At 73.7% G+C, this 20415-nt stretch carries 22 protein-coding genes and 3 pseudogenes; 5 read left to right on the top strand and 20 right to left on the bottom strand.

Features of this window, described 5'->3' with window-relative positions:
* Positions 1–307 precede the first annotated feature (307 nt).
* Both CNX65_RS06300 and CNX65_RS06295 read right to left on the bottom strand, forming a co-directional pair.
* Positions 308–1693: a glycine--tRNA ligase gene (locus CNX65_RS06300; protein WP_096491916.1), complete on the bottom strand. Its 1386-nt coding sequence runs from the start codon at positions 1691–1693 to the stop codon at positions 308–310.
* 129 nt (positions 1694–1822) lie between these two features.
* Positions 1823–2206, bottom strand: coding sequence for an antibiotic biosynthesis monooxygenase family protein (locus CNX65_RS06295; RefSeq protein ID WP_096491915.1), 384 nt, complete (start codon positions 2204–2206; stop codon positions 1823–1825).
* A gap of 209 nt (positions 2207–2415) precedes the next feature.
* Between CNX65_RS06295 and CNX65_RS06290 the strand changes: the two genes are divergently transcribed.
* Both CNX65_RS06290 and CNX65_RS06285 read left to right on the top strand, forming a co-directional pair.
* Entirely contained in the window at positions 2416–2817 is a 402-nt protein-coding gene (locus tag CNX65_RS06290) for an ArsR/SmtB family transcription factor (RefSeq protein WP_096497645.1), read from the top strand.
* Positions 2814–3239, top strand: a complete 426-nt coding sequence (locus tag CNX65_RS06285) for a Fur family transcriptional regulator (RefSeq protein WP_015800103.1) — start codon at positions 2814–2816, stop codon at positions 3237–3239. Before CNX65_RS06290 ends, CNX65_RS06285 begins: the two co-directional genes overlap by 4 nt.
* Before the next feature lie 82 nt (positions 3240–3321).
* Here CNX65_RS06285 and CNX65_RS06280 read toward each other — a convergent pair whose 3' ends face one another.
* The 14 genes and pseudogenes from CNX65_RS06280 to CNX65_RS36715 form a co-directional block, all read right to left on the bottom strand.
* Positions 3322–4050: a TIGR03943 family putative permease subunit gene (locus CNX65_RS06280; RefSeq protein ID WP_096491914.1), complete on the bottom strand. Its 729-nt coding sequence runs from the start codon at positions 4048–4050 to the stop codon at positions 3322–3324.
* Positions 4047–5051, bottom strand: a complete 1005-nt coding sequence (locus tag CNX65_RS06275; protein ID WP_096491913.1) for a permease — start codon at positions 5049–5051, stop codon at positions 4047–4049. The genes CNX65_RS06280 and CNX65_RS06275 overlap by 4 nt, the downstream gene beginning before the upstream one ends.
* An 87-nt stretch (positions 5052–5138) precedes the next feature.
* Positions 5139–5423, bottom strand: a complete 285-nt coding sequence (locus CNX65_RS06270) for a hypothetical protein (protein WP_096491912.1) — start codon at positions 5421–5423, stop codon at positions 5139–5141.
* Between the two features lie 2 nt (positions 5424–5425).
* The gene (locus CNX65_RS06265) at positions 5426–5854 is read right to left on the bottom strand and encodes a YbjN domain-containing protein (RefSeq protein WP_096491911.1); all 429 of its coding nucleotides are present in this window, start codon (positions 5852–5854) and stop codon (positions 5426–5428) included.
* On the bottom strand, positions 5851–6717 hold the full coding sequence (locus CNX65_RS06260) for an isoprenyl transferase (protein ID WP_096491910.1): 867 nt from the start codon (positions 6715–6717) through the stop codon (positions 5851–5853). Before CNX65_RS06260 ends, CNX65_RS06265 begins: the two co-directional genes overlap by 4 nt.
* 34 nt (positions 6718–6751) lie before the next feature.
* A complete protein-coding gene (gene recO / locus CNX65_RS06255; protein ID WP_096491909.1) occupies positions 6752–7504 on the bottom strand; it encodes a DNA repair protein RecO in 753 nt (250 codons plus the stop codon).
* A complete protein-coding gene (gene era, locus CNX65_RS06250) occupies positions 7505–8401 on the bottom strand; it encodes a GTPase Era (protein ID WP_096491908.1) in 897 nt (298 codons plus the stop codon).
* A 529-nt stretch (positions 8402–8930) separates the two neighbouring features.
* Positions 8931–9272 carry a hypothetical protein gene (locus CNX65_RS06245; RefSeq protein ID WP_096491907.1) on the bottom strand — a complete coding sequence of 114 codons (342 nt, stop codon included), beginning with the start codon at positions 9270–9272 and terminating at the stop codon, positions 8931–8933.
* A complete protein-coding gene (locus tag CNX65_RS06240; RefSeq protein WP_096491906.1) occupies positions 9273–9605 on the bottom strand; it encodes a cytidine deaminase in 333 nt (110 codons plus the stop codon).
* A complete protein-coding gene (locus tag CNX65_RS06235; RefSeq protein WP_096491905.1) occupies positions 9598–10902 on the bottom strand; it encodes a hemolysin family protein in 1305 nt (434 codons plus the stop codon). The genes CNX65_RS06240 and CNX65_RS06235 overlap by 8 nt, the downstream gene beginning before the upstream one ends.
* 13 nt (positions 10903–10915) lie before the next feature.
* Positions 10916–11479: an rRNA maturation RNase YbeY gene (gene ybeY, locus CNX65_RS06230; RefSeq protein WP_096491904.1), complete on the bottom strand. Its 564-nt coding sequence runs from the start codon at positions 11477–11479 to the stop codon at positions 10916–10918.
* A gap of 5 nt (positions 11480–11484) precedes the next feature.
* Positions 11485–11838 (bottom strand): annotated as a pseudogene (locus CNX65_RS36725) (PhoH family protein); the annotation flags it as partial.
* Positions 11839–12102: 264 nt separating this feature from the next.
* Positions 12103–12567 (bottom strand): annotated as a pseudogene (locus CNX65_RS36720) (LAGLIDADG family homing endonuclease); the annotation flags it as partial.
* A 351-nt stretch (positions 12568–12918) separates the two neighbouring features.
* Positions 12919–13614, bottom strand: a pseudogene (locus CNX65_RS36715) (PhoH family protein); the annotation flags it as partial.
* A 132-nt stretch (positions 13615–13746) separates the two neighbouring features.
* Between CNX65_RS36715 and CNX65_RS06220 the strand changes: the two are divergent.
* A complete protein-coding gene (locus CNX65_RS06220) occupies positions 13747–14538 on the top strand; it encodes a GNAT family N-acetyltransferase (protein ID WP_096491902.1) in 792 nt (263 codons plus the stop codon).
* 12 nt (positions 14539–14550) lie between these two features.
* Here the strand turns inward: CNX65_RS06220 and CNX65_RS06215 are convergent, their stop codons facing one another.
* Positions 14551–14892, bottom strand: coding sequence for a histidine triad nucleotide-binding protein (locus CNX65_RS06215; RefSeq protein ID WP_096491901.1), 342 nt, complete (start codon positions 14890–14892; stop codon positions 14551–14553).
* A 9-nt stretch (positions 14893–14901) separates the two neighbouring features.
* Complete coding sequence (locus CNX65_RS06210) at positions 14902–15567, bottom strand: alpha/beta hydrolase family protein (RefSeq protein WP_096491900.1); 666 nt, start codon at positions 15565–15567, stop codon at positions 14902–14904.
* Between the two features lie 169 nt (positions 15568–15736).
* Between CNX65_RS06210 and CNX65_RS06205 the strand changes: the two genes are divergently transcribed.
* Entirely contained in the window at positions 15737–16981 is a 1245-nt protein-coding gene (locus tag CNX65_RS06205) for an SGNH/GDSL hydrolase family protein (RefSeq protein WP_096491899.1), read from the top strand.
* 114 nt (positions 16982–17095) lie between these two features.
* Entirely contained in the window at positions 17096–18310 is a 1215-nt protein-coding gene (locus CNX65_RS06200) for an SGNH/GDSL hydrolase family protein (RefSeq protein ID WP_096491898.1), read from the top strand.
* Between the two features lie 186 nt (positions 18311–18496).
* Here the strand turns inward: CNX65_RS06200 and CNX65_RS06195 are convergent, their stop codons facing one another.
* Positions 18497–19231: a 16S rRNA (uracil(1498)-N(3))-methyltransferase gene (locus CNX65_RS06195; RefSeq protein WP_096491897.1), complete on the bottom strand. Its 735-nt coding sequence runs from the start codon at positions 19229–19231 to the stop codon at positions 18497–18499.
* Positions 19228–20382, bottom strand: a complete 1155-nt coding sequence (dnaJ, locus tag CNX65_RS06190) for a molecular chaperone DnaJ (protein ID WP_096491896.1) — start codon at positions 20380–20382, stop codon at positions 19228–19230. The genes CNX65_RS06195 and dnaJ overlap by 4 nt, the downstream gene beginning before the upstream one ends.
* Positions 20383–20415: the final 33 nt, after the last annotated feature.

Raw genomic sequence — 20415 nt, 5'->3', positions numbered from 1 at the left:
GGGTGACGCGGCGGTTAAAGACGTCCCAGCTTTACTCCGTGGCGACGCAGTATCACCCGGTAGTCGGTGAGCTGGAACATGCACAGGGTTTCACGTTACTGACCGTGACAGGAAAACGTGAAAGGTTCTCCATATCACGGTGTTATCACGGGGAATTTTTCGCCCGGAAGGGTGAGCGGTGTAATCAGCCTTCCCCGCCGATGCGGTCGGGGACCGCTCCCGGAAACCGGCTGTTCACCCCGTGAGCGCGGAACGGCGTCCGCGCGGAGGTCGCGCGGGCGCCGTCCGGGGAGGCGTCGGGGGGCGGTCAGGCCCCGATGAGCCGGGCCGCCAGGTAGCCCTCGATCTGGTCCACGGACACCCGCTCCTGCGACATGGTGTCGCGCTCGCGCACGGTCACCGCGTGGTCGGTGAGGGTGTCGAAGTCGACCGTGACGCAGAACGGCGTGCCGATCTCGTCCTGCCTGCGGTACCGGCGGCCGATGGCGCCCGCGTCGTCGAACTCCACGTTCCAGTGCTTGCGCAGCGCGGCGGCCAGGTCCTTCGCCTTGGGCGAGAGGTCGGCGTTGCGCGAGAGCGGCAGCACGGCGGCCTTCACCGGCGCGAGCCTGCGGTCCAGGCGCAGCACGACGCGCTTGTCCACGCCGCCCTTGGCGTTGGGCGCCTCGTCCTCGGTGTAGGCCTCCAGCAGGAACGCCATCATCGGACGGCCCACGCCCGCCGCGGGCTCGATCACGAACGGGCGGTAGCGGGAGTTGGTGGCCTGGTCGAAGTACGACAGGTCGACGCCCGAGTGGTTGGAGTGCGTGGTGAGGTCGAAGTCGGTGCGGTTGGCGATGCCCTCCAGCTCGCCCCACTCCTGGCCGCCGAAGCGGAAGCGGTACTCGATGTCGACGGTGCGCTTCGCGTAGTGCGACAGCTTCTCCGCCGGGTGCTCGTAGTGCCGCAGGTTGTCCGCCGAGATGCCCAGCTCCGTGTACCAGCGGGTGCGCTCGTCGATCCAGTACTGGTGCCACTGCTCGTCGGTGCCGGGCTCGACGAAGAACTCCATCTCCATCTGCTCGAACTCGCGGGTGCGGAAGATGAAGTTGCCGGGCGTGATCTCGTTGCGGAACGACTTGCCGATCTGGCCGATGCCGAACGGCGGCTTGCGGCGCGAGGTGGTCTGCACGTTCAGGAAGTTCGTGAAGATGCCCTGCGCGGTCTCGGGCCGCAGGTAGTGCAGGCCCTCCTCGGTCTCGACCGGGCCGAGGTGGGTCTTGAGCAGGCCGTTGAACATGCGCGGCTCGGTGTACTGGCCGCGGGTGCCGCAGTTGGGGCACGGCACGTCGGAGACGTCGCCCTCGGCCACGTCCTTGCCGGTGCGCTCGGCGTACTCCTCCGACAGCGTGTCCTGCCGGAACCGCTTGTGGCAGGAGTTGCACTCGACGAGCGGGTCGACGAACGCCTCGACGTGCCCGGAGGCGGTCCACACCTCGCGCGGCAGGATGACGGAGGAGTCCAGCCCGACGACGTCCTCGCGCCCGCGCACCATGAAGTTCCACCACTGGCGCTTGATGTTGTCCTTGAGCTCGACCCCGAGCGGCCCGTAGTCCCACGCGGACCGGGTGCCGCCGTAGATCTCCCCGCACGGGTAGACGAAGCCACGGCGCTTGCAGAGGCTGACGACGGTCTCGATGCGATCGGCTGCCACGGGGGCTCCATCGGGGCTGCGGGGGGAGAACGGATGCGTCAGGGTAGTCCCAGTGCCGCGCCCCCCATCGGGCGACCGGGGGCGGGTGTGGATCACGGGCGGTGATCGCGAAGGGGGCGGACGCCCCCGCTACCGGGGCGTGCTGCTCGGTTCGGCCGCCTCGCCCAGGCGCACCGTGAACGCGTCGCTCGCCACCAGGCTGGTTCGGCGCTCGACCTCGCCGCCGCCTGCCGCGAGCAGCGGCTCGTACGTGCCGGACTGCTCCGCGATCGCCTCGGACAGCAGCGGGACCACCGCCTCGCGGACCGGGAACGGGGACAGGGAGCGGCGGTAGGCGACGACCGACTCGAAGCGGGCCGTCAGCACGTAGCGGTCCGGTTCGTCCATCGAGCGGGCCAGGTCGGCGCTCAGGCAGCCCGGCTGGGCGGTGAGCAGGGACAGGGCCTGGGCGACCCTGGCGGTGAACGGCTCCGCGGCCTCTTCCGGGACGTCGAACCTGCACACGAGCAGCATCGGGCAAGCCTCCCACGCGGGCGCCCGCGCGCCCGGCTCGGGCCGGGGCCGGCAGGACCGGCCGGAGGAGACGGCCCGCAGGACCGGCCGAGGAGCCACCCGGAGGACGCCCGTCGCACGGCCCGGCGGCGTCCTCGGGAACGACCTCGGGGCCCGGCCGGGGAGCGCCTAGTATTGGGGGTGAAAATCCATGCCAAGTGGGAGGCGCCGTGACGGTTGGGGTGAGGGGCGGGCACGTGCACTCCCCCGCTCGCGAAGCGCCGAACCCGGCCCCGGCCCGCCCGCCGACGGGCACCCTGGAGGCCGCGGGCGAGCTGCTCCGGGCGCTGGCCGCGCCGGTCCGCATCGCGATCGTGCTCCAGCTGCGCGAGTCCGACCGCTGCGTGCACGAGCTGGTCGAGGCGCTGGGCGTGGCCCAGCCGCTCATCAGCCAGCACCTGCGCGTGCTCAAGGCCGCGGGTGTCGTGCACGGCGAGCGGCACGGGCGGGAGGTGGTCTACCGGCTCGCCGACGAGCACCTCGCGCACATCGTCGTCGACGCGGTGACGCACGCGGAGGAGACCACTCGTGGTATCAACGAGGCCCGTACGTCCCGGACGGAGGACCTGTGACGACAAGCGAGCGTCCCGGCACCGCGGTGCCGGGGCTGCGTTCCACCAAGCAGCGCACCGCCGTGTCCAAGCTGCTCGACCAGCTCGACGAGTTCCGCTCGGCCCAGGAGCTGCACGAGGAGCTGCGCAAGCGCGGTGAGGGCATCGGTCTGACCACGGTCTACCGCACCCTCCAGTCGCTGGCCGAGGCGGGCGAGGTGGACGTGCTGCGCACGGACTCCGGCGAGGCGATCTACCGCCGCTGCTCCGCCCACCACCATCACCACCTGGTGTGCCGCCACTGCGGCCACACCGTGGAGGTCGAGGGGCCCGCGGTGGAGAAGTGGGCGGACCGGGTCGCCGAGGAGAACGGGTTCTCCGCGATCAGCCACACCGTGGAGATCTTCGGCACCTGCGCGGACTGCACGGCCGCCCGGTCCTGACCGGCGCGACCACCGGAACGCGGCACCGCGGACGACGCCCTGCCCCGGACCCCGCCGAAGGGGGTCCGGGGCAGGCGCGCGTCTAGCCCTCGTAGGTCTCCTGGGGCGCGGCGATGGGGACGACCTCGCGGACGGTGAACGTGGGCACGTACGCGGTCTCCTTGGTGGCCGTGCCCGGCACGTACCGCCCGGTCACCTCGACCCACTGGTCGGTCGCCCACGCGCCCATGTCGGTCCCGGTGAGCAGCACCTTGATCGGCCGGGCGTCGGCGGCGCAGCAGGAGATCGCCAGGCGGGCCACGAACACCTGCCCGTCGACCCGCGCCACGAACCCGGTGAGCCTCACGGTGCGGTCGTCGAGCGAGCCGGAGTCGTCCCAGGCGGTGCGGGTGACGAACTCGGTGATGGTCAGCGGCACCACCGCGTCGTCGGCCAGCGGCGCGAAGCCGCCGGAGGACGCCTGCGACTGCGGCAGCCCGTCGTCGGCCCGGCTGACGCTGTCCGAGCCGAGCGCGGGCGGGCTGATCAGGAACACCGCGAGCACCGGCAGCAGGAGCAGCCACGGGCTGCGGCTGCCGCCGTGCTCGTGGTCGTCGTGCGCCTCGGGCTCGCCCGAGGTCGCCCTGGCGTGCTGGGCCCGCACGTCCCGCACGATCGCCACCACGGCCAGCAGCACCATCACCACCCCCGTGGCCACCAGCCACGGTTGCAGCGACGCCTTCACGTACCGCAGGTACGTCCCGGTCAGCGCCAGCTTCAGCAGCGCGCCGCCGAGCAGCACGAGCAGCACGTTCTGGGTCTCGCGCCTCACAGGAACACCCACCCCGACACCAGCGCGCAGGCCACGGCCACCACGAACGTGGCAGGCGCGAACCGCGCGGCGAACCCGCGCCCGAAGGCGCCCGCCTGGAGCGCCACCAGCTTCACGTCCACGGCGGGTCCCACGACCAGGAACACCAGCCGGGGCAGCAGCGGCAGCGCGGACATCGACATCGCCACGAACGCGTCGGCCTCGCTGCACAGCGCGAGCACGACCGCCAGCAGCGCCATCACCAGCACCGCGAGCGCGAGCTGCGCGCCCAGGGTCTCCAGCCACGCCGTGGGCACCAGCACGTTGAACACCGCCGCGAACACCCCGCCCAGCACCAGGAACCCGCCCGCCTCGACCAGGTCGTGCCGCGCGGTCTCGGCGAACACCGCCCAGCGCGAGCGCCCGTCGCGGTCGGGGATGCGGCGCAGCGCCCGCTCGGCGATCCACTCGGCCTTGCCGAAGCGGGTCCACAACCAGCCCATCACCACGGCGGTCAGCAGCGAGCCGACGAACCGGGCGGGCACCATCCACGGCGCGTCCTTGAACGCGACGGCCGTCGACACCAGCACCACCGGGTTCACGGCGGGCGCGGCGAGCAGGAACGCCAGCGCGGCGGCGGGCGCGACGCCCTGCTGCATGAGCCGCCTGGCCACCGGCACCGACGCGCACTCGCAGCCGGGCAGCGCCACGCCCGCGATGCCCGCGACCGGCACGGCCAGCGCGGGGTTGCGGGGCATGGCGCGGCGCAGCAGCGACGCGGGCACGAACGCGGCGATCGCGCCGCTGATGAGCACGCCGAGCACGAGGAACGGCATGGCCTGGACGCACACCGCGACGAACACCGTGGCGCCGGTGCGCAGCGCGGGCACGTCGAGCACCCCCACCAGCCAGTCCTGCAGCAGCAGGGCCAGCACGAGGAGGCCGCACAGGACCTCCAGCGAGGTGACGCGCCAGCGGGCGCGCGGGCGGCGCGGCCCCCTGATCTCGCCAGTGATTGTCATTGCCGAGATGATGCCACGCCGCTCACGCGTTCGGAGGAACGACCGGGGAACGGGCCGGGAAGTCAGGGCGCCGCCGGTCCCGCCCGGCTAGACCTCCTCCTCGTCCTCCTCGTACTCCTCCTGCAGCTCGTCGATGGTGGCCAGCACGTCGGCCACGTCCTCGACCGGCAGCAGCGGCTCGACCACGGCGAGCACCTTGCCGCGCCGCTGGCTCACCACGGACTCGGCGAGCGCCACCGCGTCGTCGCGCAGGTAGGGCCCGCACACGAAGCTGCCCCAGTCCTCGCCGCCGGAGGCCTCGAAGGTGACCGCCCAGGGCAGGCCCTCGACCTCGTCGGCGTCCTCGGGCTCGTACACCACAACGCCACCCATGATCAGGCTCCGCCTTCCGCTCGTGCCAGCAGTTCGCCGCGCAGCTGCGAGGCGGTGGAAACGACGAGCATCAGCAGGGTGCTGAGCGGCTCGGGGTCGAGGCCCTCCGCGGGGAAGGCGTAGCGCAGGGTGACGTCCATGCCCCGGTCGGTGTGGACCACGCCGAGCGTGCCGAACAGGCCCTGACCAGCCCGCTCGGCGGCCGACGAGGCCAGGTCGGGGCTGTGCGGCAGGTCCCAGGCGACCACGCAGGTGAGGCTGAGCACGGTCAGGCCCTCGGCCAGCCGCATCGCCTGCACCGCGCACGGCACGTCGCCGTGCCGGAAGCTCAGCGCGCCGTCGTCGTCCACGTGCACCTCGTGGAACAGCTCCAGCGCGGTGCGGGCCGAGGTGAGCAGCCGGGCGGTGACCTCGGCGTCCTCGTCGGTCACGAGGTCTCCTCATCGGGTTCGGGTGCGTCGTCCGGGCCGGGGTCGGGCCCGGTGCGGTCGTCCGGCTTGTCGATCGCGCCGCCGAAGCGGCGGTCGCGCATGGCGTACTGCTCGCAGGCGCGCCACAGGTCCTCGCGGCTGAAGTCCGGCCACAGGATGTCCTGGAACACCAGCTCGGCGTACGCGGACTGCCACAGCATGAAGTTGGACGTGCGCTGCTCGCCGGAGGGCCGGATGAACAGGTCGACGTCGGGCATCTCCGGCTGGTACAGGTAGCGGGCGATGGTGCGCTCGTCCACCTTGTCCGGGTTGATCTTGCCCGCGGCGGCCAGGCGGGCGATCTCGCGGGCGGCGTCGCCGACCTCGGCGCGACCGCCGTAGTTGATGCACATCGCCAGGTTGAGCGTGGTGTTGTTCTTCGTCCGCTCCTGCGCGGACTCCAGCTCGGTGACGACGCTGCGCCACAGCCGGGGCCTGCGCCCCGACCAGCGCACCCGCACGCCCAGCTCGTCCAGCTCGTCGGTGCGGCGGTGGATCACGTCGCGGCTGAAGCCCATGAGGAAGCGGACCTCCTCGGGGCTGCGCCGCCAGTTCTCGGTGGAGAAGGCGTACAGCGACAGCCACTTCACGCCCATCTCGATGGCGCCCTTGGCGGCTTCGACCACGACGGCCTCGCCGCGCTTGTGGCCCTCCACCCGCGACAGGCCGCGCTGGTTGGCCCAGCGGCCGTTGCCGTCCATGACGATCGCGATGTGCTTGGGCACGAACTCGGCCGGGATCGCGGGGGGTTTCGCGCCCGACGCGAGGGGTTCCGGGGGCCGCGGTGCGCGCGTCTCGCGCTCGGCCCTCCTGCGGCGGAGCATGACTGTCCTCTCGGGGTTGGTGCGGAGGCGGCTCTTAGTTCTCGGCGGTCGACTGCCTGCGCTCCACCAGGGGAAGCGACCGGAGCTGGCGCTCCAAGTGCCACTGGAGGTGCGCCGCGACCAGCCCGCTGCCCTCGCGGCGCGGACCGGTCGGGATCTCGTCGACCACGTCCCACTCGCCGTGCAGCAGCGCGGCGAGCAAGCGCAGGGTCTCACCCGATGGTGAGGCGCTGCCGGGCGGGCGGCAGTTGGCGCAGACCACCCCGCCCGCCTGCACGTTGAACGACCGGTGCGGGCCGGGCTCGCCGCAGCGGGCGCACTCGCCCACCGCCGGGGCCCAGCCCGCGAACGCCATCGCGCGCAGCAGGAACGCGTCGAGCAGCAGCGACGGGTCGCGCCGCCCGTCGGCGAGCGCCCGCAGCGCGCCGGTGACCAGCAGGTACAGCCGCAGGGCCGGGGCGTTCTCCTCGGAGGTGAGCCGGTCGGCGGTCTCCAGCACGGCGCAGCCCGCCGTGTACCGCTGGTAGTCGTCGACCAGGACCACGCCGAACGCGTCGATCGTCTCCACCTGGGTGATGACGTCGAGCGTGCGGCCGGGGTGGAACTGCGCGTCGACGTGCCCGAACGGCTCCAGCCGCGCCCCGAACCGCGACGAGGTGCGGCGCACGCCCTTGGCGACCGCGCGCAGCTTGCCGTGGCGCTGGGTGAGCAGCGTGATGATCCGGTCGGCCTCGCCGAGCTTCTGCACCCGCAGGACCACCCCCGTGTCCCGGTACAGGTTGGCCACCTAGAACCCCAGCCTGCGCAGCTGCTTCGGGTCGCGCTGCCAGTCCTTGGCGATCTTGATGTGCAGGTCGAGGTAGACGCGGGTGCCGAGGAGCTTCTCGATCTGGTGGCGGGAGGTGATGCCGACCTGCTTGAGGCGCTCGCCCCGGTGGCCGAGGATGATCGCCTTCTGCGAGGGGCGCTCGACGAACACGTTCGCGTGAATGTCGACCAGGTCGTCGCGGCCCTCGCGGGGCAGCATCTCCTCGACCACGACGGCGATGGAGTGCGGCAGCTCGTCGCGCACGCCCTCCAGCGCGGCCTCGCGGATCAGCTCGGCGACGAGGGTCTGCTCGGGCTCGTCGGTCAGCTCGCCGTCCGGGTAGAGCGGCGGGCCCTCCGGGAGCTTGCCGAGCAGCAGGTCGGAGAGGGTGTCGACCTGGTAGCCGTCGACCGCCGAGACCGGGATGATCTCGGCGAACTCCATCACCTCCTGCAGCGCGACCAGCTGTTCGAGGACCTGCTGCTGGGGGACCAGGTCGGTCTTGGTGACGATGCCGATGACGGGGGTGCGCTTGGCGATCTTGGCAAGCTCGGCGGCGATGAACTTGTCGCCGGGGCCGACCTTCTGGTCGGCGGGCACGCAGAACCCGACCACGTCCACCTCGGACCAGGTCTCCCGGACGAGGTCGTTGAGGCGCTGGCCGAGCAGGGTGCGCGGCCGGTGCAGACCGGGGGTGTCGACCAGGATCAGCTGGCCGTCCTCGCGGTGCACGATGCCCCGGATGGTGTGCCGGGTGGTCTGCGGCTTGCTGGAGGTGATCGCGACCTTGGTCCCGACCAGCGCGTTGGTCAGCGTCGACTTGCCAGCGTTCGGGCGGCCGACGAAGCACGCGAAGCCGGAGCGGTAACCATCCATCCGCCCATTGTCCCTGGTGTCCGTTCCCGCCCGCCGCCGGGCGGGGAGGGGCGGGGTGGGGATGCCTGGTAGGGCGCGGGCGGGCGGGGTTCGGGTGGGGGGCGGGGCGGGATCGGGCGCGTTCGGGGGTGTTGGCGGCCCGTTCGGGAGCGGACGGGGGTGGGACCGCTCCCGAACGGGCCGCGGGGCGAGGGTCAGCCCTGGCGAGCACGGCTGCCCGGCGGGGGCGCAGGTCGGCGTTCGGCCACCACCGCTCGAAGTCCCCCAGCGCGGGCAGGGAGGCGGTCACGGCCGCGAAGCGCCGGGTGGTGGGGGCGCTGCCGGGCGATGTGCGGGGCGTGCGCGGTCAGCACCCGCCTGCCGGGCGAGCAGGTCCTCCAGGCCGGACGCGGAGCAAGGGTCCGGGGTGTCGGTCATCCTCCGCAGGCGTTGCGCAGCGACCAGGGCCGCTCGACCGGGTGACGGGAGGCGACCATCGCGTTCAGAACGGTCGCGCCCGCCCACCGGAACCCCGGCGGGCGGGCGCGGATCACTTCTTCTTCGCCTTCTTCACCTTCGGCGGCGACACCCGGTTCAACGCCAGCCGCTCCGGCAGCGGGCCGCCCTCGTCGAGCCACGAGGCCACGTCGTCCACCACGCCGTCGTCCAGCGCGAACCCCAGCCACACCGGCTGCTGGCCGCGCGGCTTCACGACCAGCACGTTCGAGCTCTCGCACGCGTCCAGGCAGTCCGCCGTCCGCACGCTCAGCCGCCCGCCCGACGCCGCCGCCAGCTCGCGCAGCCTGGCCAGCTGGTGCTCGTGGTCGAAGTCCGGGTGCTTCTTGACCGTGCCGCAGCAACAACCGCGGCACACCGTCACGTAGTCCCGCACCTACGCCGTCTCCACGACCGCGCCCGAGCCGTCCGCCCGGAACACCGGGGCCGACGCGCCCAGGTCGCGCACCGCCGCCACCGACGCGGCGTCCAACTCCTCCGCGCCGGTCACCACCGCAGCCGCCTCCAGGCCCTCCGCGCCGCTGGCCACCGCAGCCGCCACGGCCGCCTGCAGCGCCGTCAGCGCCAGCGACGGCAGCGCCACCGTGGTCGCCGCGTAGGTGCGCCCGTCGGTGTCCCGCACCGCCGCCCCCTCGGCCGCGCCCGTGCGGGCCCGCGCCGACCTGGCCAACGTCACGATCTTGACGTCCTCCGGACCGAGCTCACTCATCGCCGCCGCTCCCCTCGTCGTCCTCAGCGGACCTGGCCAGCGGGCGCACCAGCACGGTCGTGATGCGCATCCGGCCCCGCTCGTCCTTGCCGCCCTCGGCGCGCATCCGCAGCCCGGCGATCTCGGCCTCGGTGCCCGGCAGCGGTACCCGGCCCAGGCGCTGCGCCAGCAGACCGCCGACCGTCTCCACCTCGTGGTCGTCCAGCTCGGTGCCGAACAGCGAGTCCAGGTCGTCCACGGGCAACCGCGCGCTCACCCGAACCGCCCCGTCCGCCAGGTACTCCACCGGCTGCCGGTCGTCCGTGTCGGACTCGTCGGTGATCTCCCCGACGATCTCCTCCAGGATGTCCTCGATGGTCAGCAGCCCGGCCGTGCCGCCGTACTCGTCCACCACGACCGCCAGGTGGTTGCGCGACAGCTGCATCTCCCGCAGCAGGTCCGCGACCGGCTTGGTGTCCGGGATGAACGCGGGCGAGCGCATCACGTCCGACACGAGCTTGCCGTTCGGCTGCTCGGACAGCGCGATCCGCACCAGGTCCTTCAGGTTCACCACGCCGACGATGTCGTCCACGCTCTCGCCGATCACCGGCACCCGCGTGTACCCGGTGCGCAGCGACAGCGCCAGCGCCTGCCGCACCGACTTGGCCTGCTCGATCCACACGATCTCGGTGCGCGGCACCATCACCTCGCGGGCGATGGTGTCACCCAGCTCGAACACCGAGTGGATCATCTCGCGCTCGCCCTCGTCGACGACGCCGCGCTCCTGCGCCATGTCGACCAGCTCGCGCAGCTCCACCTCGGACGAGAACGGCCCCTCGCGGAAGCCCTTGCCCGGCGTGATCGCGTTGCCGACCAGGATCAGCAGCTTGCTCAGCGGCCCCAGCACCCGGCCGAGCACCCGCACGGGCGCGGCGGCCAGCAGGCTCACCGCGTACGGGTGCTGGCGGCCCAGGGTGCGCGGGCCGACGCCGACCAGCACGTACGACACGACCAGCATCGACGCGCCCGCCGTCAGCACCGCCGCCCAGCCCACCGGCACCAGCCGGAAGCTGACCACGGTCACCAGGACCGTCGCGGCCAGCTCGCAGCCCAGGCGCAGCAGCAGGAGCAGGTTCACGTGCCTGGGCCGGTCGCCCAGCACCATCATCAGCTGCTTGGCGCCGGGCCTGCCCTGCCGCAGCAGCGCCTCCACGCGGGCCCGCGACACCGTGCCCAGCGCCGCGTCGACCCCCGCGAACGCGCCCGCGGCCAGGATGAGCAGGACCGCCAGCACCAGCAGCCCGGTGGAACCGGTCATCACCCCGGCCGCCTCAGGCGCTCGGCTCGGCGGGACGCTCGGGAGCGTCGTCCTCCAGCCCCGCCGCGCCCAGCAGCTTGGAGTCCGCCGCGCGCTGGGCCGTCTTCCGCTCGGCCTCCGCGATCGAACCCCGGTAGTCGCCCAGGATGCGGTTCTGGAGCGTGAACATCTCGCGCTCCTCGGCGGGCTCGGCGTGGTCGTAGCCCAGCAGGTGCAGCACGCCGTGCACGGTCAGCAGGTGCAGCTCGTCCATCAGGCTGTGCCCGGCCTTGGCGGCCTGGTCCTCGGCGAACGCGGGGCACAGCACGATGTCGCCCAGCAGCGCGGGCCCGAGCCCGGCCGCGTCGGGGCGGCGGGCCGAGTCCAGCTCGTCCATGGGGAAGGCCATCACGTCGGTCGGACCGGGCAGGTCCATCCAGCGCTGGTGCAGGTCGGCCATCACGTCCAGCTCGACCAGCAGCACGGACAGCTCCGCCAGCGGGCTGACCCCCATGCGGTCCAGCGCGAACCGGGCGGCGGCGACGATGGAAGCCTCGTCGACCTGCGCGCCCGACTCGTTAGCGATCTCGATGCTCACGGCGCCTATCGTCCCCGCCGCTCGCCCCGAGCCCGCGCACCGGGTCCCCGGTGGTGGCCGTCGGCCTGCTCGTCCTGCTCGACCTGCCACTTCTCGTAGGCGTCGACGATGTCGGCGACCAGCTTGTGCCGGACCACGTCACCGCTGGTCAGCACGGAGAAGTGCACGTCCTCGACCCCGTCCAGGATGTCCCGCACCACCCGCAGCCCGCTGCGCTGCCCACCGGGCAGGTCGACCTGGGTGGTGTCGCCGGTGACGACGACCTTCGACCCGAAGCCGAGGCGGGTGAGGAACATCTTCATCTGCTCGGGCGTGGTGTTCTGGGCCTCGTCGAGGATGATGAAGGCGTCGTTCAGGGTGTTGTGGGTGAGCAGGTGGCCCTCGGTGACGTAGAGCGAGTCCTCGGCCGCCACCTGGATGCACACCGCCTCGGCGCGGCCCTCGGGCTCGATGCTGTCGATGAACCGCATCGGCCTGCCACCGCCCCCCGCCGCGCGGTACTTCTCCCGCTTGCGCGCCAGCCGGAACGGCTCGACGCCCTCGGGAAGGCGGATGTCGAGGATGTGGGCGTCGTGGCGGTGGTGCACCGGTCGCCCCGCCGCGAGGCCGGGCTTGCGGCCTGCCGCCGGGCGGACGTGGGAGTAGGCGACACCGCCGAGCGAGCGCACCAGCTCGACGACGTCGTCCCTGAGCCGGGGCGAGGTCGTCGTGTACTGGATCCGGCAGGTCCGGCCCAGCTGCCCGACCGGTCCGCCGTCGCTGTCCAGCAGGCCCTGGAGCAGGGCCAGCCTGACCTCGGCGTCGTTGGCCAGGTAGACGGCGGGGACGAACTTGGTGTGCGACCGGGTGCCCAACAGGTCCAGCTGGCGCAGGACCGCCGTGACCGGGTTCTCCAGGGTGACCACGTCGCCGGGCGACTTCACCCGGTTGAGGGTGTAGTCACCGCGGCTCTTCCAGCGGACCTGGACGCCGGGCAGCGCCGCCTCCAGGGCGACCGCCAGCTCGGGGTCGCCGGTGGCGAAGGCGGGCGTCGTCGCGCCGGTCAGGCAGCCGTCGCCGATGAGCAACCCCAGCGCGTACGGGTCCATAGGCACCGGCTGCTCGGGCAGGCGGACGGGACCGGTGAGCACAGGCAGCTCGTACCGCCTGGCGTGCGCGGCGCGGAGGTTGCCGATCATCTCCCTGGTCTCCAGCACCCGCCACGGCTTGTCCCTGCGCCGGTCGGAGGCGGTGCGGACGGTCCACAGGTGCTCGCCGCAGGCCAGGACGGACGAGCCGTCCTGGGCGGTGACCCGGTACATGTCCTTCTCGCCCTGCGGGTAGACCCCGAGCACCGGGGTCGGCTCGCCGTCGGAGCCGACGACCAGGTCGCCCACCCGCAGCTCGCCGATGGGGCGGAAGCCCTCGGGGGTGAGCACCTTCGTGCTCACCGGCTGGGCCCGGCCGCGCATGTAGGCCAGCGGCGCGACCTCGATCGTGCCCGCCTGCATCAGGCGCGGGATGGAGTCCGGTTCGACCATGTCGTGCAGCGCGTCGTACAGCGGGCGCAGGTACGGGTCGATCTTGTCGTACAGGGTGCCCGGCAGGTAGCCCAGCCGCTCGCCCGCCTCGACGGCCGGCCTGGTCAGGATGATCCGGGTGACCTGCTTGGCCTGGAGGGCCTGCACGGCCTTCGCCATCGCCAGGTAGGTCTTGCCGGTGCCCGCCGGGCCGAGGCCGAACACGATCGTGTTCTTGTCGATGGCGTCGACGTAGTGCTTCTGGTTGAGCGTCTTCGGGCGGATGGTGCGACCGCGCCGGGAGATGATGTCCAGGCTCAGCACCTCGGCCGGGGACTCGCTGGTGCCCGCCGACAGCATCGCGACCGTGCGGCGCACGGCGTCGGAGCCGAGCTGCTGGCCGCGGCTGGCGAGGGTGACGAGTTCGGTGAACACCCGCTCGGCGAACGCCACGTCCGCGGGCTCCCCGGTCAGGGTGATCTCGTTGCCCCGGACGTGGACGTCCGCGTCGAGCAGCTCCTCCGCGGCGCGGAGGTTCTCGTCGCGTGATCCGAGGAGTGCGAGCACCGCGCCGTCCGGCACGGAGAACTTGGAGCGAGCTTGCGCCTGCGGCGTGCTGTCAGCGGTGTCGGCCACGTGGCCTCGGGCCTGCTTCCTGCGCTTTCGCGTCGAATCCGTCGGATCGGGTCACCCCCGATGCTAGCCGCCCGGAGCGCTCGGGTGCACCGGAGTAACGGGCCGCGACGGGCCAGGGGTCTACTGGGGACCGTGGAAGAGCTGCGCTTTCTGACCCCCGACGACGTCCCCGCCTGCCTCGCCCTGGCCACCGGCCGAGGGTGGTCCCACGAGGAGCGCAAGTGGCGGTTCCTGCTGGCCACCGGCACCGGGCTCGGGCTGTTCGACGGCTCCGCGCTGGTCGGCACGACCGTGCTGACCCGCTACGGCGACGCGCACGCGGCGCTGAGCATGGTGCTGGTCGCCGAGGGCAGGCAGGGCCGGGGGCTGGGCCGCAGGCTGGTGGAGGCCGCGCTGGAGCGCGCGGACGCGCCGGTGGTGTCGCTGCACGCCACGGAGCAGGGCCTGCCGCTGTACGAGAGGCTCGGGTTCGTGGTGGCCGGGCCGGAGCTGGTCACGCACTTCGGGGTGTTCACCGGGCCGCCGTCGGGCGCCACGTCGCCGCTGGTCGACCCGGCCGCGCTGGTGGCGCTGGACGCCGAGGTGTTCGGCGCGGACCGGTCGGCGCTGTGGGCGGCCTACCGGGGGTTCGCCGAGCGGGTGGTGGTGTCGGCGTCCGGGTTCGCGGCCTGCTGGGCGGACCCGAGCCCGCTGGTGGTGGGCCCGGTGGTGGCCGAGGACGCGGCCGGGGCGCGGGCGCTGGTCGCGGACCTGGTGTCCGGGCGGGACGCGCGGGTGGACACCGCCGATCCAGGGCTGCGCGCGTGGCTGCTGGAGAACGGGATGCGCGAGGGCTACCGGGTGGCGCCGATGGTGCTGGGCGCCACCCGGCCGCCGGGCCGCCGGGAGCGGCTGTTCGCGCCGATCATGCAGGCGCTGGGGTGAGGCCGCGGGCGGTCAGGCCAGCGCGCCGAGCGGCTTGCCGCCGAGCAGGTGCAGGTGGGCGTGGAAGACGGTCTGCCCCGCGTCCGCACCGGTGTTGAACAGCAGCCGGTAGCCGGACTCGCCGACGCCCTCGGCCTCCGCGACCTGCCCCGCGGCCAGGAACAGCTCGTCGAGCGCGCCGGGGGCGGCCTTGGCCAGGGCGACGGCGTCGGTGTCGTGCCGCTTGGCGACGAGCACGACGTGCACGGGGGCCTGCGGCGCGATGTCGCGGAACGCGATGACGGTGTCGGTCTGGTGCACGACGGTGGCGGGGATGGCGCCGTCGGCGATCTTGCAGAACAGGCAGTCGTCCATGCCCGGAGGCTAGTGGACCAGGCCCAGCGCGGCGGTGCGGCAGGCCTCCCAGGCGGGGGTGCCGACGGTGATCAGGTCCAGGTGCCCGGCGCCGGGGACGGTGATCAGCCGCGCGCCGGTGGCCTGCGCGAACGCCTCGCTCTGGGCGAGCGGCACGTCCTCGTCGCGGTCGCCGTGCACGAGCACGACGGGCTTGCCGACCGGGGGCGCGGCGGCGGGCGAGGCGTCGGCGTAGCGCTCGGGGGCCTGGTCGGGGGTCGCGCCGAGCAGTTCGGCGGCGCGGCGGGTGATCCGCGGGTGCTGGAGCAGGTCCAGGACGCCCGCCTGCGCGACCGCGCCGACGACCCTGGGGTGCCGGGCGGCGGCCCACACGGCGAGGTGGCCGCCCGCCGAGTGGCCGAGGGTGACCACGGGGCCGAGCGCCGGGTCGAGCGCGTCGATGGCGGCCAGGACGTCGTCACCGGTTTGCGGCCACCCGCCCGCGCCGCCGACCCGGCGGTACTCGACGTTCCACGCGGTGACGCCGTGCGCGGCGAGGTCGGCGGCCAGGGGACGGCCGAGGGAGAGCGTGTAGCGCTGGTGCCAGAACCCGCCGTGGATCACCACGACGACCGGGCCGGAGCCGGTCAGCTCGCCGAACTGGTCGGGGTCGGGGCCGTACTCGATGCGCTGCACGCGACCAGTGAACCGCACCGCGCCGGAGGGCGCGGGGGCGCAGGCCCGACCAGCTCCCTTGATCGTTTGGGCCGAACGCTGTCGATCTTGCTCTGCCCAGCGGATTGATCTTGGTCGCCGCGTCGGCCAACGTCGAGCGGTTGGCTGTGCGGGCGTTCGAGGAGCGGTGATGGGGTCGAGATCGGCGCGGGCCGCGGCCTGCGCGGGGGTGGTCGCGGCGCTGGTGGCGGGGGTGGTCTCCGGGAGCGCCCACGCGGACCTGGAACGGGTGGAGCGGTCGAGCTGGACGGCGGCGTGGGCGGCGAGCCCGGTCATGGGCGGACCGAACCCCCACAACGACTGCCCGTCGGGCGGCGCCGGCCTGACCGACCGGACCGCGCGGAACGTGGTGTTCACCAGCGCGGGCGGCGACCTGGTGCGGATCAGGCTCGGCAACGCCTTCGGCGCGACCCCGCTGCGGGTCGACCGGACCACGGTGGCCCACCGGGGCGGCGGGGCGGCGCCCGTTCCCGGCACGACCAGGCCGGTCACCTTCGGCGGGTCGCGCGAGGCGCTCGTCCCGGCGGGCGGGGAGCTGCTCAGCGACCCGGTGCTGCTGGACGTGGCCGCCCTGTCGACGCTGCTGGTCAGCGTGCACTTCCCCGGCCCCACCGGCCCCCTGACCAACCACCCGTTCACCGCCCAGGGCAACTACCTCGCCGAGGGCGACCGGACCGACGACCGCACCGGGACCGGCTTCGCCGACACCCCGTGCTGGCTGGGCGTGAGCGGCGTCGACGTGGCCGAGCGGGGGCAGCGGTCGGCGGGCGCGGTCGTGGTGTTCGGCGACTCGATCACCGACACGGCGGCGAGCACCGACAACGCGAACCGGCGCTGGCCGGACTTCCTGGCCCGCCGCCTCGCGGCGCGGGACGGCCGGACGCCCTCGGTGGTCAACGCGGGCCTGGGCGGCAACCGGCTGGTCGCCGACCGCAAGGGCGAGCCGCACTACGGCGTCGCGGGCACGACCCGCTTCGCCCGCGACGCGCTCGGCCAGACCGGCGTGCGCACCGTCGTGGTCCTGTCCGGGGTCAACGACCTCAGCTTCGACGCCACCGCCGACGAGCTGATCGACGGCTACCGCGACCTGATCGCGCAGGCCCACCGGCGGGACGTGCGGGTGGTCGGCGGCACGATCATGCCGTTCCGGACCTCGTTCGCCTGGACCCCGGAGCGCGAGGCGACCTGGCGGAGGGTGAACGCCTGGATCAGGACCTCGGGCGAGTTCGACGCGGTGGTCGACTTCGCGAGCGCCATGGCCGCGCCGGGCGACGACGCCCTGCTCAACCCCGCCTACGACCGGGGCGACGGCCTGCACCCGACCGACGCGGGCACCGAGGCCATGGCGGACGCGGTCGACCTGCGGCTGCTCTGAGCCCGCGCCGGTTGGTCCGGTGGCCGCCCCCCTTGCTCCGGGCAGCGGGTTGACCGGCCCGCGCCCGGCGGCCAGCGTCGTCAGGTGGGCGATGCGAGCTGGTGAGGAGCGGCGATGGGGCCGAGAGCGGTGCTCGGAGCGGTGCTGGCCGCGGTGCTGGCGGCCGGGGTGGCGACCGGGACCGGGCAGGCGGAGCCCGACCGGGCGCGCTGGGTCGGCGGCTGGGCGGCGAGCCCGGTGGTCGGCAGCGCGATCCCGTGGAGCGACTGCCCGGCGGGCGCGGGACTGACCGATCAGACCGTGCGGAACGTGGTGTTCACCAGCGCGGGCGGCGACCTGGTGCGGATCAGGCTCAGCAACGCCTTCGGCACGACCCCGCTGCGGGTCGACCGCACCTCCGTCGCCCGCCAGGGCGCGGGCGCGAAGCCCGTCCCCGGCACGACCAGGCCGGTGACGTTCGGCGGGTCGCGCGAGGCGCGGGTGCCCGCAGGCCGGGACCTGCTCAGCGACCCGGTCCGCCTCGACGTCGCAGCCCTGTCGACGCTGCTGGTCAGCGTCCACTTCCCCGGCCCCACCGGCCCCCTGACCAACCACCCGTTCACCGCCCAGGGCAACTTCCTGGCCACCGGCGACAAGACCGACGACCGCACCGGGACCGGCTTCGCCGACACCCCGTGCTGGCTGGGCGTGAGCGGCGTCGACGTCGCGCGGGAGCGGCCCGCGGGCACGGTCGTGGCGTTCGGCGACTCGATCACCGACACCTCCGCGACCACCGGCAACACCAACCGCCGCTGGCCCGACTTCCTGGCCCGCCGCCTCGCGGAGCGCAGGCACGCCCCGTCCGTGGTCAACGCGGGCCTGGGCGGCAACCGGCTGGTCGCCGACCGCGAGGGCGAGCCCTACTACGGCGTCGCGGGCACGACCCGCTTCGCGCGCGACGCGCTCGGCCAGACCGGCGTGCGGACGGTGATCGTGCTGGAGGGCGTCAACGACATCGGCTTCAGCGCCACCGCCGACGAGCTGATCGCGGGCTTCCGGAACCTGATCGCCCAGGCGCACGCGCGCGGGGTGCGGATCGTGGGCGGCACGATCCTGCCGTTCAAGACCTCGTTCATCTGGACCCCGGAGCGCGAGGCGACCTGGCGGGCCGTGAACACCTGGATCAGGACCTCCGGCGAGTTCGACGCGGTGGTCGACTTCGCGGCGGCCACCGCCGCGCCGGGCGACGACGCCGTGCTCGCCCCGGCCTACGACAGCGGCGACGGCCTGCACCCCGGTGACGCGGGCACCGAGGCCATGGCGAACGCGATCGACCTGCGGCTGCTCTAGGAGGTGAGAGCCTGCGTCGCGGTGGGACCTGGGGGTCGCCCCACCGCGACGCGGCAACCGCCGGACCGAGGGGGGAGGTGTCCGGCGCGCTCAACCGAGTCCGCTACCGATGGGTAGCCGGTGCGGTGCCTCAGGACACGAGGGTAACCGCTGTCACCCGCGTTCGCCAGAAAAGAGCAAGCCCCACTACGCCCAGCGATCGGTCAAAACGCCCAGAGCGCCCAGCGCGACGGCCCCCGCCGTGGACGCCCTGAGCACCGAGGGCCCCAGCCTGACCACGTGCGCACCCGCCTCCACCAGCGCGGACAGCTCCTGCTCCGCGATGCCGCCCTCCGGGCCGACGACCAGCAGGACTTCACCCGAGGGTGGCAGCGCCACCGAGCCGATCCCGACTTCGGCGGACTCGTGCAGCACCAGCACCGCCGCGGCCCGCGGCGCGAGCGCCGCGAGCTGCTTCGTGGTCACCGGCTCCCCCACTTCGGGGACCCGCGCCCGGCGCGCCTGCTTGGCCGCCTCGCGGGCGGTGGCCCGCCAGCGGCCGAGCGCCTTGGCCCCGCGCGGCCCGTCCTCCCACTTGGCCACGCACCGCGCCGCCTTCCACGGCAGCACGGCGTCCACGCCCGCCTCGGTCGCCAGCTCCACGGCCAGCTCGCCGCGCTCGCCCTTGACCAGCGCCTGCACCAGCACGACCCGCACCCCCGGTTCGGGCACGGTCCAGCGCTCGACCACGCGCAGCCGCAGCGAGTCCTTGAGCGCCTCGGTGATCTCGCAGCGCACCTGGTCGCCGCTGCCGTCCGACAGCACCAGCTCCTCCCCCGCGCGCAGCCTGCGCACGGTGGCGGCGTGCCTGCCCTCCGGGCCGTCCAGGACGGCGACGGACCCGGTGGGCAGGCTCTCGACCAGGAAGACGGGGAGGGTCACCGGTGGCCGCGGCCGGAGCGCAGCCGCGAGAACAGCCCGCCGCCCTTGCCGCCACCGGACAGCGAGGGCTCCTCCTCGCCGCGCACCGAGGCCAGCTCGCGCAGCAGCTCGCTCTGGCGGGCGTCGAGCTTGGTCGGCACCACGACGTCCAGGTGGACGTGCAGGTCGCCGCGCCCGTCGACGCGCCCGTTGGAGCGCAGCCTCGGCATCCCGCGGCCGGTGAGCACCAGCTCGGTGGCGGGCTGGGTGCCGGGTTCGATCTCCAGCTCCTCCTCGCCGTCGAGGGTGGACAGCGGCAGCACCGCGCCGAGCGCGGCCGTCGTCATCGGGATGCGCACCGAGCAGTGCAGGTCGGCCCCGTCGCGCTCGAACACGTCGTGGGCGATCTCCTCGACCTCGACGTACAGGTCACCGGCGGGGCCTCCGCCGGAGCCGACCTCGCCCTGACCGGCCAGCCGCACCCGCATCCCCTCGGCCACACCGGCCGGGATCTGCACCGAGATGGTGCGGCGGGAGCGGACCCGGCCGTCGCCCGCGCACTGCTGGCACGGGTCGGGGATGACCTCGCCGAAGCCCCGGCAGACCGGGCACGGCCGGGCCGTGACGACCTGGCCGAGGAACGAGCGCTGCACCGACTGCACCTCGCCGCGCCCACCGCAGGTGTCGCAGCGCACCGGGGACGCGCCCTCCGCGCAGCCGCTGCCCACGCAGCGGTCGCACAGGATCGCGGTGTCCACCGTCAGCTCGCGGTTCGCGCCCGCCGCGCACTCCTCCAGCGTCATGGAGAGCCGGATCAGCGCGTCCGATCCGGGCTGGACGCGGCTGCGCGGTCCGCGACCGCCGCCTCCCGCGCCCGCGCCGAAGAACGCGTCCATGATGTCGCCCAGCCCGAAGCCGGCGAACGGGTCGCCGCCACCCGCGCCTCGCCCGCCGCCACCCGGCTCCAGCGGGTCGCCGCCCAGGTCGACGACCTGCCGCTTGCGCGGGTCCGACAGGACCTCGTAGGCGGCGGTCACCTCCTTGAAGCGCGCTTCCTCGTTGGGGTTCACGTCCGGGTGAAGCTGGCGCGCGAGCTTGCGGTAGGCGCGCTTGATCTCCTCGGGTGTCGCGTTCTTGGAGACCCCGAGCGTGCCGTAGTAGTCCCTCGCCACCGTGCTGTCCTCCTGCGGGCGCGCTGGAACACG

Origin of the sequence: Actinosynnema pretiosum (assembly GCF_002354875.1) — a bacterium.
In the GTDB taxonomy this organism is placed as follows: Bacteria; Actinomycetota; Actinomycetes; order Mycobacteriales; family Pseudonocardiaceae; genus Actinosynnema; species Actinosynnema auranticum.
This window is presented reverse-complemented; position numbering and strand designations above follow the sequence as displayed.